Annotated in this window: 9 protein-coding genes and 2 tRNA genes; 5 read left to right on the top strand and 6 right to left on the bottom strand. The window is 70.8% G+C overall.

Annotated features, from left to right (window positions below; translation table 11 throughout):
* Positions 1-4: 4 nt before the first annotated feature.
* Together rsgA and ACWIHY_RS04590 are read left to right on the top strand one after the other, a co-directional pair.
* The gene (rsgA, locus tag ACWIHY_RS04595; RefSeq protein WP_454374122.1) at positions 5-1,015 is read left to right on the top strand and encodes a ribosome small subunit-dependent GTPase A; all 1,011 of its coding nucleotides are present in this window, start codon (positions 5-7) and stop codon (positions 1,013-1,015) included.
* Between the two features lie 90 nt (positions 1,016-1,105).
* Complete coding sequence (locus tag ACWIHY_RS04590; RefSeq protein ID WP_454374121.1) at positions 1,106-1,429, top strand: DMT family transporter; 324 nt, start codon at positions 1,106-1,108, stop codon at positions 1,427-1,429.
* On the opposite strand, the gene ACWIHY_RS04585 is transcribed toward ACWIHY_RS04590, so the two are convergent.
* Positions 1,395-2,162 (bottom strand): TetR/AcrR family transcriptional regulator, encoded by a 768-nt coding sequence (locus ACWIHY_RS04585; RefSeq protein ID WP_454374120.1) that lies wholly within the window; start codon positions 2,160-2,162, stop codon positions 1,395-1,397. The genes ACWIHY_RS04590 and ACWIHY_RS04585 overlap by 35 nt on opposite strands.
* A gap of 203 nt (positions 2,163-2,365) precedes the next feature.
* Here ACWIHY_RS04585 and hisN point away from each other — a divergent pair, with 203 nt between their 5' ends.
* Positions 2,366-3,160, top strand: a complete 795-nt coding sequence (hisN, locus tag ACWIHY_RS04580) for a histidinol-phosphatase (protein ID WP_454374119.1) — start codon at positions 2,366-2,368, stop codon at positions 3,158-3,160.
* A 183-nt stretch (positions 3,161-3,343) separates the two neighbouring features.
* Positions 3,344-3,757: a CBS domain-containing protein gene (locus tag ACWIHY_RS04575; RefSeq protein ID WP_454374118.1), complete on the top strand. Its 414-nt coding sequence runs from the start codon at positions 3,344-3,346 to the stop codon at positions 3,755-3,757.
* 64 nt (positions 3,758-3,821) lie between these two features.
* Here the strand turns inward: ACWIHY_RS04575 and ACWIHY_RS04570 are convergent, their stop codons facing one another.
* On the bottom strand, positions 3,822-5,291 hold the full coding sequence (locus ACWIHY_RS04570; RefSeq protein WP_454374117.1) for a catalase: 1,470 nt from the start codon (positions 5,289-5,291) through the stop codon (positions 3,822-3,824).
* 124 nt (positions 5,292-5,415) lie between these two features.
* On the opposite strand from ACWIHY_RS04570, the gene ACWIHY_RS04565 reads away from it, so the two are divergent.
* Positions 5,416-5,832: a Fur family transcriptional regulator gene (locus ACWIHY_RS04565; protein WP_454374116.1), complete on the top strand. Its 417-nt coding sequence runs from the start codon at positions 5,416-5,418 to the stop codon at positions 5,830-5,832.
* Between the two features lie 173 nt (positions 5,833-6,005).
* Here the strand turns inward: ACWIHY_RS04565 and ACWIHY_RS04560 are convergent.
* From ACWIHY_RS04560 to ACWIHY_RS04545, 4 genes are all read right to left on the bottom strand, one after another.
* Positions 6,006-6,079 (bottom strand) — tRNA-Met (locus ACWIHY_RS04560).
* A gap of 107 nt (positions 6,080-6,186) precedes the next feature.
* Positions 6,187-8,526, bottom strand: coding sequence for a sel1 repeat family protein (locus tag ACWIHY_RS04555; protein WP_454374115.1), 2,340 nt, complete (start codon positions 8,524-8,526; stop codon positions 6,187-6,189).
* Between the two features lie 216 nt (positions 8,527-8,742).
* Positions 8,743-8,816: transfer RNA gene (locus ACWIHY_RS04550), tRNA-Met, on the bottom strand.
* A gap of 42 nt (positions 8,817-8,858) precedes the next feature.
* Entirely contained in the window at positions 8,859-11,792 is a 2,934-nt protein-coding gene (locus ACWIHY_RS04545; protein ID WP_454374413.1) for a UPF0182 family membrane protein, read from the bottom strand.
* Positions 11,793-11,801: the final 9 nt, after the last annotated feature.

Genomic DNA, 11,801 nt, shown 5'->3' with positions numbered 1-11,801 from the left:
CGACATGCGCCGCTACGGCAAGAACCCCGACGAGGACGACATCCGCGTCCGCCCCAACCGCAAGGGCAACCGGCCTCGCACCCACACCCGCCCCAAGCACGAGGACGCCGTCGAAGGCTTCGTCCTGACCGTCGACCGGGGCCGCATCACCTGCCTCGTCGAGGACCGTACGGTCATCGCGATGAAGGCCCGCGAGCTGGGCCGCAAGTCCGTCGTCGTGGGCGACCGCGTCGCCATCGTCGGCGACCTCACGGGTGACAAGGACACGCTGGCCCGCATCGTGCGGGTCGAGCCGCGCGCCTCGGTGCTGCGCCGCACCGCCGACGACGACGACCCGTTCGAGCGGGTGGTCGTGGCCAACGCCGACCAGCTGGCGATCGTCACCGCCCTGGCCGACCCCGAGCCGCGCCCGCGCATGATCGACCGCTGCCTGGTGGCGGCGTACGACGCCGGGCTCGAACCCCTCCTCGTACTGACCAAATCGGACCTGGCACCGGCGGACGCCCTCCTGAGCGCCTACCGTCCCCTCGGCGTCCCGTACCTCGTGACCAGCCGCGAGGACCTGGCGAACGGGGCCGCGACCGAGCTGGTGCGCAAGCACCTGGAGAACAAGGTCACGGCTTTCGTGGGCCACTCCGGCGTGGGCAAGACGACGCTGGTCAACACGCTCGTACCGGAGGACCGCTGGCGTACGACGGGTGTGGTCAACGCGGTCACCGGCCGCGGCCGGCACACCACCACATCGGCGCTCGCGCTGCCGCTCACCGGCGTGAGCGGCTGGGTGATCGATACGCCGGGCGTGCGTTCCTTCGGGCTGCACCACGTGGACCCGTCGCGCGTCATCCTCGCCTTCCCGGACCTGGAGCCGGGGACGGAGGGCTGCCCGCGCGGGTGCAGCCACGACGAGGCGGAGTGCGCGCTGGACCAGTGGGTGGCCGACGGTCACGCCGATCCGGCCCGGCTGGACTCCCTGCGCCGGCTGCTGGCCACCCGGGAGCGTCGCGAGGGCGACTGACCGCGCCGCGTTTACGGTTCCTCGCTCCTGGTAAGTGCATAATCGCACCAAGTCAGCCGAAGCAGTCACCGACACGGGAGGAAACCGACCATGGCGTGGCTGCTCGTGGTGGTGGCAGGACTGCTCGAAACCGGTTTCGCCGTGTGCCTGAAGCTGTCCCACGGCTTCAGCCGGCTGTGGCCGACGGTCGCCTTCTGCGCCTTCGCGCTGGGCAGCTTCGGCCTGCTGACGCTGGCGCTGAGGAAGCTCGACGTGGGACCGGCGTACGCGGTGTGGACCGGCATCGGCGCGGCGGGCACCGCGATCTACGGCATGGTCTTCCTCGGCGATGTGGTCTCGACGCTGAAGCTGATCTCGATCTCGCTGGTGATCATCGGCGTCATCGGGCTCCAGCTCTCGGGCTCGGCCCACTGAGTCCCGTCCCGCCGGGTCCCGTCCCACCGGGTGAGGCTCCACCGGGTCCGGCTCCACCGGTGCCCGCCACGCCGAGAGCCGTCCGCAGCAGCCGCGCCAAGCCGTCCCCCGACGCCGTGGGTGCGACGACGTACGAGAGCGCGAGGCGGACAGCCAGCTCGCAGCGGTACGCGATGTCCGCGGCCGCCTCCTTCGTACGCCCCGTCCCGAGCGCGGCGAGCGCCCTGCCCCGTACGGCCGCGACCAGGTCGGCAGGCCCCGGCGAACCGGCGTCGGCGCGGCGCTGGGCGGGCACCGGGGACACCGCGACGCCGAGCACGTACCTGACGGGGCGCGGCGCGGGCAGGCGCTCGCCCCAGCAGCCGGTCAGCAGGGCGCGTACGAGCGGGTTCGTGCGGGCGGCCCCGGCGGTCCACTCCGCGACGGCCACGAGCCGGTCCTCGACGCCCGCGGGCCGGGCGGCCGCCCGGTCGGAGGTCCGGCCGGCTGCCCGCGCGGCCGCCGGGTCGGCCGCTCCGCCCCCCAGCGCCCGCTCGACGCCCGCCAGATATCCGTCGGCCTCGCGGCGCACCAGCGCGCGGGCGAGGCCGTCCTTGCTGCCGAACTCGTTGTAGAGGGTCTGCCGCGACACGCGCGCCGCCGCGGCCACGTCGACCATCCGCACCGCGGACCACGGACGGGCCGCGAGCGCGGTGAGGGCGGCGTCCAGCAGGGCCTCTCGCGCTGTGGGCATCGTCGCCTCCCCGGCCGCACGCCTCCGGTTTCAGAGTTGACGCGCCGTCGGGCGCTGTCAATGGCCCGCGCGCCGCACCGTCCGGACGGGGGACCGCGCCAGACTGTCCGGACGGTGCACCGCGCCCGGTGTCCGGACGGTGGACCGCGCCCGCACAGCGAGACCGTGTGGTTCGCCCACAACACGGTCGATACTGTTCAGTCATGCCCGACTATCACGATGATCTGCGCTTTGCCCATGTCCTCGCGGACGCCGCGGACGCCACGACGATGGAGCGCTTCAAGGCTCTGGATCTCAAGGTCGAGACCAAACCGGACATGACACCGGTGACGGAGGCCGACAAGGCCGCAGAGGAGCTGATCCGCAGCCACCTGCACCGTGGCAGGCCGCGTGACGCCGTTCTGGGCGAGGAGTACGGGCTCCAGGGCACGGGGCCGCGCCGCTGGGTGGTCGACCCGATCGACGGCACGAAGAACTACGTGCGCGGCGTGCCGGTCTGGGCGACGCTGATCTCGCTCATGGAGGCCGGGGAGCACGGCTTCCAGCCCGTGATGGGCGTCGTGTCCGCGCCGGCGCTGGGCCGCCGCTGGTGGGCGGCGAAGGGCGCCGGGGCGTACACCGGGCGCAGCCTCACCTCGGCGACCCGCATCCACGTCTCCAAGGTCGACGAGATCGCCAACGCGTCCTTCGCGTACTCCTCGCTCAGCGGCTGGGAGGAGCAGGGCCGGCTCGACGGCTTCCTGGACCTGACCCGCGACTGCTGGCGCACGCGCGGATACGGCGACTTCTGGCCGTACATGATGGTCGCCGAGGGCTCGGTGGACATCTGCGCCGAGCCGGAGCTGTCGCTCTGGGACATGGCCGCGAACGCGATCATCGTCCAGGAGGCGGGCGGTGTCTTCACCAGCCTCGATGGAGTGACAGGACCGCACGGGGGCAATGCCGCCGCGTCGAACGGCCTGCTCCACGAAGAGATGCTGAGTTACCTCCGCGCCTAGGGACCTTCGCCCCCGCGCCCGGGAAACCGGCGCGCGGGGGCGTGTGATCGCCGGGCACATCCTCCCGCGCCCTCTTGTTGCCTTCCCTCCCGGCTGTCACTCTGTGAGTCCCCCCACTTGTGAACTTGTGAATCGGTTCTCGTATCTCTCGACACCCGCTTCACCAAGGAGGTGGCTCCGTCCATGCTCGTCCGTGACGCCATGAGCACGGTGGTCCTCACCATCGGCCCCGCCCACACACTCCGCCAGGCAGCCCGTCTGATGGCGGAGCGCCGCGTCGGGGCGGCCGTCGTCCTCGACACCGACGCCGGCGGACTCGGCATTCTCACCGAACGCGACATCCTCATCTCCGTCGGGTCGGGTCAGGACCCCGACCTCGAGACGGCCGGCACCCACACCACCACCGACGTCGTCTACGCGGCGCCCTCCTGGACGCTGGAGGACGCCGCCGACGCCATGGCGCACGGCGGCTTCCGGCATCTGATCGTGCTGGACGGAGACGGCCCCGTCGGCGTCGTCTCCGTACGCGACATCATCCGCTGCTGGGCACCTGGCCGCAGGCAGCTCCGCTCGCAACCGGGCGCGCTGGTGGGCTGAGCGCGAAAGAGGGCCGGACTCCCCTCGGGGAATCCGGCCCTCTGCCTACGACAAGCGGTCCGTACTAGCCGCGCAGGGCCTGGACCGCGGCTTCCAGCCGCTTGCCGAAGTCACCGTCGGCCTGACGGAAGTTGCTCACCGCGCGCTCCGCGATGTCGTCGCGCGACACCTTGGCGATGAACTGCGCCAGGTTGTCGACGAGACGGCCCCTCTCGTCCTCGGACATCAGGCGGTAGAGGTTGCCCGCCTGGACGAAGTCGTTGTCCTCGGAGTGGTCCGGGGCCTCGTGGTTGCCCGTGGCGCCGGTGACCGGGACCGGCTCCCACAGCGGCCTGCCCGTCTGCGCGGGGCCGCCGAAGCTGTTGGGCTCGTAGTTCTTGGTGCCCTTGTGGCGGCCGTCGTACAGGTAGCCGTCACGGGAGTTCGTCCGCGCCTCGGTGGCGTGCGGACGGTTCACCGGCAGGTGGTCGGCGTTGATGCCGACGCGGTAGCGGTGGGCGTCGCCGTACGCGAAGAGGCGGCCCTGGAGCATCTTGTCGGGGGACGGGCCGATGCCCGGCACGAAGTGCGCGGGGCTGAAGATCGACTGCTCGACCTCGGCGAAGATGTTCTCCGGGTTGCGGTTGAGCTCCAGCTTGCCGATCTCGATCGGCGGGTAGTCCGCGTGCGGCCAGACCTTGGTCAGGTCGAACGGGTTGAAGCGGTACGTCGCCGCCTCGGCCGCCGGCATGATCTGCACCTGCACGGTCCAGGACGGGAACTCACCGCGCTCGATGGCCTCGCGCAGGTCGCGCTGGTGCGAGTCCGGGTCGACGCCGGAAAGGCGGTTGGCCTCGTCGGTGGTGAGGTTCTTGATGCCCTGGTCGGTCTTGAAGTGGTACTTGACCCAGAAGACCTCGCCGGCCTCGTTGTTCCACTGGTACGTGTGCGAGCCGTACCCGTTCATGTGACGCAGCGTCGCGGGTATGCCGCGGTCACCGAACAGCCAGGTCACCTGGTGCGTCGACTCGGGGCTCAGGCCCCAGAAGTCCCACACGTTGTCGGCTTCCTGCGAGCCGGTGTACGGGTCGCGCTTCTGGGTGTGGATGAAATCGGGGAACTTGATGGCGTCCTTGATGAAGAAGACGGGCGTGTTGTTCCCGACAAGGTCGTAGTTCCCCTCCTCCGTGTAGAACTTCAGCGCGAAGCCGCGGGGGTCGCGCACGGCGTCCGCGGAGCCGAGGTTGCCCGCGACCGTCGAGAAGCGCAGGAAGGTCTCGGTCTGCTTGCCGACCTCGGAGAGGAACTTCGCCCGCGTCCACTGCGAGACGTCGCGGGTCAGCGTGAAGGTGCCGTACGCACCGGCGCCGCGCGCGTGGACGATGCGCTCCGGGATGCGCTCGCGGTTGAAGTGCGCGAGCTTCTCAAGCAGCGCCTGGTCCTGGACCAGAACGGGGCCGCCGACGCCAGCGGTCTCGCTGTTCTGGTTGTCGGCGACCGGCGCGCCGGCCTCCGTGGTGAGCGGTCCCTGCGTCACGTGCGCCTCCTGCGTCATACCTGCAAGTCCTGTCCCTTGGCGTTTGCCGCTCTCGATCCTACAATGGACATTGTCTAAGTCAAGCAATCATCCAAAGTCACACCTGTTCGGGACCTGGTCCCCCCACTGTTAGGCTGGTCCCATGAGTGACCTGTTGGAACGACTGCGCGGACGCGGCTGGCGTATGACCGCTCAGCGGCGCGTCGTGGCCGAAGTCCTCGACGGGGACCACATCCACCTGACCGCCGACGAGGTGCACGCGCGCGCCGTGGCGAAGCTGCCCGAGATCTCCCGGGCTACCGTCTACAACACGCTCGGTGAGATGGTGTCCCTCGGCGAGGTGCTCGAGGTGTCCACGGACCGCCGGGCGAAGCGGTACGACCCGAACGCGCACCGCCCGCACCAGCACCTGGTCTGCGCGCGATGCGGCGCCATACGCGACGTACACCCGGTCGGCAATCCGCTCACGGACCTGCCGGACTCCGAGCGTTTCGGCTTCACGATCTCGGACGTAGAGGTGACCTACCGGGGCACGTGCCCCAACTGCGCCTCCGCCTGACACACAGCGGTACGGAGAAGCGAAGGGCCCGGCACCAGATCCTGGTGCCGGGCCCTTCGGCTTCCTCACGCGTGCGCGAGTCCGTCTGCGTGTGCCGTGTCGGTATGCCTGTGTCCGTACACGACGAAGGCCCGGATCTCTTTCGAGATCCGGGCCTTCGGCTACTTCATCAGTAGCGGGGACAGGATTTGAACCTGCGACCTCTGGGTTATGAGCCCAGCGAGCTACCGAGCTGCTCCACCCCGCGTCGGTAAACACGACTCTACGTCGCACCGCCGACCAGCGCAAATCCGTTCCCCTGCGCAGTGGTGACCACTGGCGAAACGATCCGCCAGCAGCCGTGGCCAGGCCCGTCTACGCCGTGAGCTCCTGGTGCAGCGCCTCGCGCAGCCGCGCCGCGCGCTCGGCGACCTCGGCGGGCCCGAGCTCCACGGCCCGCGCGCACCACCGCTCGCCCTCGTCCAGCTCGCCGTGGCGGGCGGCGAGCAGCGCGAGGCGCAGCGCGGCGCGGCCGTGGCCCGCGTGCGCGGCGCGGGACCACCACAGGGCGGCCTCGGGCTCGCTGCCCTCGCGGGCCAGCAGCAGCCCGAGGTTGAAGGCACCGTTGCGGCTGCCGGCCTCGGCCGCCTCCCGGTACCAGCGTGCGGCGCCCTCCAGGTCGCCGCGCCCCGCGGCGAGCATGCCGACGCGCACCTGGGCGCGGCGGTGGCCCTGCTCGGCGGCCCGCTCGTACCACTCCTCGCACTCGGTCTTCTCGTTCAGCGTCTCGCCGAGCCCGGGCGCGCTCGGCGGGGGCTGCCTGCGGTCGAGCAGCGTCGCGAGGCGGAACGCCGCCTCGGCGCTGCCGCTGCCCGCGGCGCAGCGCAGGTGCCGCTCGGCGTCCTGCTCCTCGCCGTCGCGCAGCAGGGCGATGCCGACCTGGAGCGCGGCCTCCGTGTGACCGGCGGCGGCGGCGCGCTCGTACCAGACGAAGGCCGTACGGTCGTCGTCGCGACCCGCGTAGAGGATGCCAAGGTTGAAGGCGGCATCGACGCTGCCCGCCTCGGCGGCCTTGGAGAACCACGGCTCGGCGCCGGCCGCGTCGCCGCCCTGGAGCAGCAGGATGGCGAGCGCGTTGGCGGCCTCGCGGTGGCCGGCGTAGGCGGCGCGGCGGTACCACTGGTCGGCCTGGGCGTTGCGGCCCTGGGCGGCGCAGAGCAGCCCGAGATTGTAGGCCCCGTTCACGTCCCCGGCGTCCAGGGCGGCGCGGTACCACCGCTCGGCGGTCTGCTGCTCGCCCCGGGCGGCATGCAGGGCGCCCAGCGCGTTGGCGGCGTTGCCGTCGCCGTCCTGGGCGGCGCGCAGCCACCACACGGCGGCGCTCTCCTCGTCACCGGCGTCGCGCAGCAGGAAGCCCAGCGCGCACGCGGCGCGAGCCTCGCCGTCCTTGGCGGAGGTCAGGTACCAGCGCCCGGCCTCCTTGAGCTCGCCGCGCTCCTCGAGGATGGCGCCGAGGTGCAGGGCGGCACGGCGGTGCCCCCGCGCGGCAGCCTGCCGGTACCACTGCTCGGCCTCCACGGCAGGGGGCAGCTCACCCGCACCGATCCCCGCATGCCGCGTACCGGTACCGAACGGCCCGGCGCCGGTACGACGGCTCCCGCCACCGGCGGCGTGGCGGGTGCCGGTGGCCGGGTCCCCCCCGGGCTCCCCGGAACCGGAACCCGGCCCAGGCCCCTGCGCCGCCCGGCCGGCGTCGGCGGCCGCGTCCGTGCCGGTGCGTCCCGTACCGGTGGCCGGGCCCGTGCCTGCCTCGGATCGGGTCCCCACGTACCCGTAACCGGGGTAGCGGGTGCCCGAGGGGCCGAGACCGGCGCCGGCACCCGCGCCCGTGTCCGTGTCCGTGTGGAAGTCGGCGCCCGGGCCTACCCCGGGGCCGGGGTGCCGGGTCCCCGTACCGAGGTCGAGGTAGCCGCCGCCCCTGCCGGTACCCGTACCGGTGTCGGAGCCCCCGCCCGTCCCCGCGCCGGGTCCGGCCGTCCCCGCGTTACGGGCCGCTTTCGGGCCTCCCGCGCCCGTACGCCGCAGGCGCGCGTCGGTGCTCACCGGCGGGACGCCGGAGCCGGTCGCGCCGGCGTGCGCCTCGGCGGCGGCGCGGCGGTCCAGCGTGCGGGCCAGGCGGTACGCCGCTTCCCGGTGCCCCTGCTCGGCGGCAGCGCGCAGCCACCGCTCGGCGCCCACGTCGCTGCGGTGTTCCAGGAGGTCGGCGAGGGCGTACGCCCCCAGCGCGTGCCCCTGCTCGGCGGACTGGCGCAGCCAGTACTCCGCGGCGGGCTCGTCGCCCCGCTCGCGGTAGTGGCGGCCCAGCGCGTGTGCGGCGGCCGCGGACCCGGCCACGGCGGCGATGCGCCACCAGCCGGCCGCCTCGTCGGCATAGCCGCGCTGGTGGAGGAGTACGCCCAGGTTGTTCGCGGCGGCGCGGTCGCCGTCGGCGGTCGCGGCGCGCAGGTGCGGCTCGGCGCCATCGAGGTCGCCCCGGCGCAGCAGGAGCGAACCGAGCACGCTCATGGACTCCGTGTCGCCGCTCTCGGCGGCGCTCCGGTGTCGCGCCTCGGACTCGGCCTCGGCGGTATCCACGGTGTCAACAGCGTGCTCTGGATGTCGCTGCACAAACCGCCCTGTCTCCAACAGAGTTGCCCTGTCCCCCATAAAAACCATCGTCGCACCACCCGCAACCCGCGTACACCTGGTATACCGCAGCCAGTGAGGTCACTTCAGCGTTTTGTCGACATGCCCACAGAGAGACACTCCAAACGCCAAATCCCCAACTCCCCCCATCAGAAGGACGCTTCGTACAGGCGCGCGAGAGCTCCGGACACACACAACGAGGGCCCGGATCTCTTTCGAGATCCGGGCCCTCGTCTTCTTCTTCAGTAGCGGGGACAGGATTTGAACCTGCGACCTCTGGGTTATGAGCCCAGCGAGCTACCGAGCTGCTCCACCCCGCGCCGTTGTGTTCAAACAGTACCACGGCGCGGGGACGTCCCAGCTCAGCTGCCCTTCTGGTCGCCCTTCCCGTCCTGCTCGGCGGGCTTCTCGGGCTTCTCGCCCTCGGCCCCCGGGCTGGCCGGCGCCTCGGTCTTCTCCTCGGCGTCGGCGGCCCGCTGCAGCGCGTCCTGGAGCTTCTCCTGCGCCTTGCCGTACGCGGTCCAGTCCTGCTTCTTCAGCGCCTCCTCGCCCTCGTCGTACGCCTTCTGGGCGTCCTCGATGGCCTTCTGCAGCGACTCGTCGCCCTCGGACGGGGGCTGGGTCGTGTCACCGTCGCCATCACCCGGCGGCGGTGGCGTTTCGCCCTCCTCGCCGAAGACGGCGTTCAGCGCCTCGCCGAGCGTGTTCTTGAAGACGGTCTCCCTGCCGTACGAGACGGCGACCTTCTTCAGCAGCGGATAGGCGTTGTTTCCCTGGGCGTACACCGGCTCGACGTACAGGAAGCCGTCGTTCAGCGGGATCGTCAGCAGGTTGCCGTACTCGATGTCCGAGTTGGCGCCCTTCATGTTCCTGACGAACTCGGCGACCTCGGCATTGCTGTTGAGCCGGTTCTGCACCTGCTGCGGACCCGGGACGTCGCCCGTGACTCTCAGGAGCCTTATCGTGCCGTAGTCCTTGCTCGACGCGTCGGCGTCGACCGCCATGAACGCACCCAGGTTGGGGCGCCCGTTGGGCGTGAAGGTCGTCGTCAGCGAGAACTTCCGGTCCCGCTCCTCCGGCATCTTCAGGCTCAGGTAGTACGGCGGTACGGAGCTCTTCTCGCCCGTCGTCGGGTCGTCCGGCACCTGCCACGCGTCACTGCCGCTGTAGAACTGCGACGGGCTCTCGACGTGGTAGCGGGTGAGCAGCTCGCGCTGCACCTTGAAGAGGTCCTGCGGGTAGCGCAGGTGATCCATCAGGTCGGGCGCGATGTCGCCCCGCGGCTTCACCGTGTCCGGGAACGCCTTCATCCAGGTCTTGAGGACCGGGTCCTCGGTGTCCCACTGGTACAGCTTGACCGTGCCGTCGTAGGCGTCGACGGTGGCCTTCACCGAGTTGCGGATGTAGTTGACCTGGTTCTGCTGGGCGACCACCGCGCGCTGGCTGTCGGTCTGCGACAGCGAGTCGGCCGTCGTGTCCCCCAGCGTCGTGCGCGAGGCGTAGGGGTAGCCGTTGGTGGTCGTGTACGCGTCGACGATCCACTGGACGCGTCCGCCGACCACCGCCGGGTAGGCGTCGCCGTCGATCGACAGCCAGGGTGCGACCGCCTCGACGCGCTCCTTGGGCGTGCGGTTGTAGAGGATCCGCGAGCCGTCGCCGATGGCCCCCGAGTAGAGGATCTGCGGCTCGCTGAAGGCCACGGCGTACGCGGCGCGGTTCAGCGGGTTCGACAGATTGACGCCGCTCTTGCCCGTGTAGCTGGTGGTCGTGGTGGGCTCGCCGTTCTTCTCGTAGTCGAGCTCCTTCTGCGGGCCGCCCACGATCGAGTACTGCTGGGTCTTCTCGCCGTAGTAGATCCGCTGCTCGTACGTCCCGAGGGTGCCCTCGGTCGGCAGGCCGGACTCGGTGAAGTCCGGTGCGCCCTCGGTGTCCGGCTTGACCGCCGTGCCCTTGGCCGCGACCACGCCGTATCCGTGGGTGTACGTGAAGTGGTCGTTGATCCAGTTGCGCTTGGGGATGCCCTTGAGGTCGAGCTCGCGCAGACCGACGACCGTGTCCTGGCCCTTGTACCGGTCCACGTCCAGCGTCGTCGGGAACTGGTAGTACTTGCGCTCCTGCTGGAGCTGGTCGAAGGTCGGCGGAACGACGTTCGGGTCGATCAGCCGGTAGCTCGCCGCCGAATCGGCGTCCTTGCGCAGCTGCGAGTTGTCCTTGCTGTCGCCCACGCCCTGGTAGTCGTCCACCTTGGCGTCGTCGATGCCGTACGCCTTGCGCGTCGCGTCGATGTTCTTCTTGATGTACGGCGCTTCCTTGGCCTGCTCGTTCGGCTGGACCTGGAACTTCTGCACGATCGCCGGGTAGAGCCCGCCGATGAGGATCGCCGAGAGCACCATCAGGCCGAAGCCGATCACGGGCAGCTGCCAGGTGCGGCGCCACAGCGTCGCGAAGAACAGCAGCGCGCAGATGACCGCGATGCAGAAGAGGATCGTCTTCGCCGGCAGGTAGGCGTTCGCGTCGACGTACCGCAGACCCGCCCAGTTGCCCGTGGCCTTGAAGTCACTGGACTTCACAGCGAGGCCGTACCGGTCGAGCCAGTACGCGACGGCCTTGAGCGCCACGAAGATGCCGAGCAGCACGGACAGGTGGCCGGTCGCTGCGGCCGTGGCCCTGCCGCCCGGGCTGGTGATCCGCAGGCCGCCGTACAGGTAGTGCACCATCGCGGCGGCGATCAGGGAGAGCACCGCGGCCGCGAAGCCGAAGCCGAGCAGGAAGCGGTACCAGGGGAGGTCGAACGCGAAGAACGACACGTCCAGCTGGAACTGGGGGTCCTTCTGGCCGAAGGACACACCGTTGACCCACATGAGCCAGGTACGCCACTGCCCGGAGGCGGAGGCGCCGGCGATCAGCCCGACCAGGGCGGTGACCGCGACGAGCACCCACTTCTTGTACGGGGCGATGCCCATCCGGTAGCGGTCCAGGTTCTGCTGCTCGAGCGACATCGCGCTCAGCGGCGGCCTGAGCCGGTGCGCGAGCCAGATGTTCACGCCGACGGCCAGGGCCATCAGCAGCCCGAAGACGGTGAAGAGCCCGACCTTGGTCCACAGGGTGGTGGTGAAAACGGACGAATATCTGACCGAGCGGTACCAGAGCCAGTCCGTCCAGAACCCGGCGAACATGACGAAAGCCATGGCCAGGACGGCCAGGACGCCCAATGTCATGAGCAGGGTACGGACACGCCGGGACGGGCGGCCGACTCTGATCCGTGGCCCTGTCGGGCCTCCGCCGCGGTCCGGCATCTGGAAAGC

It is taken from the genome of Streptomyces sp. NPDC055287 (assembly GCF_053646035.1).
Note: the sequence above shows the minus strand (reverse complement) of the source record. Positions and strands in the feature narration are given on the sequence as shown.

What these genes read in the sequence shown, in the direction of transcription:
- rsgA (WP_454374122.1), top strand. Translation starts at nt 5, where the DNA reads ATGCGCCGCTACGGCAAGAACCCCGACGAGGACGACATCCGCGTCCGC.
- ACWIHY_RS04590 (WP_454374121.1), top strand. Translation starts at nt 1,106, where the DNA reads ATGGCGTGGCTGCTCGTGGTGGTGGCAGGACTGCTCGAAACCGGTTTC.
- ACWIHY_RS04585 (WP_454374120.1), bottom strand. Translation starts at nt 2,162, where the DNA reads ATGCCCACAGCGCGAGAGGCCCTGCTGGACGCCGCCCTCACCGCGCTC.
- hisN (WP_454374119.1), top strand. Translation starts at nt 2,366, where the DNA reads ATGCCCGACTATCACGATGATCTGCGCTTTGCCCATGTCCTCGCGGAC.
- ACWIHY_RS04575 (WP_454374118.1), top strand. Translation starts at nt 3,344, where the DNA reads ATGCTCGTCCGTGACGCCATGAGCACGGTGGTCCTCACCATCGGCCCC.
- ACWIHY_RS04570 (WP_454374117.1), bottom strand. Translation starts at nt 5,291, where the DNA reads ATGACGCAGGAGGCGCACGTGACGCAGGGACCGCTCACCACGGAGGCC.
- ACWIHY_RS04565 (WP_454374116.1), top strand. Translation starts at nt 5,416, where the DNA reads ATGAGTGACCTGTTGGAACGACTGCGCGGACGCGGCTGGCGTATGACC.
- ACWIHY_RS04555 (WP_454374115.1), bottom strand. Translation starts at nt 8,526, where the DNA reads ATGGTTTTTATGGGGGACAGGGCAACTCTGTTGGAGACAGGGCGGTTT.
- ACWIHY_RS04545 (WP_454374413.1), bottom strand. Translation starts at nt 11,792, where the DNA reads ATGCCGGACCGCGGCGGAGGCCCGACAGGGCCACGGATCAGAGTCGGC.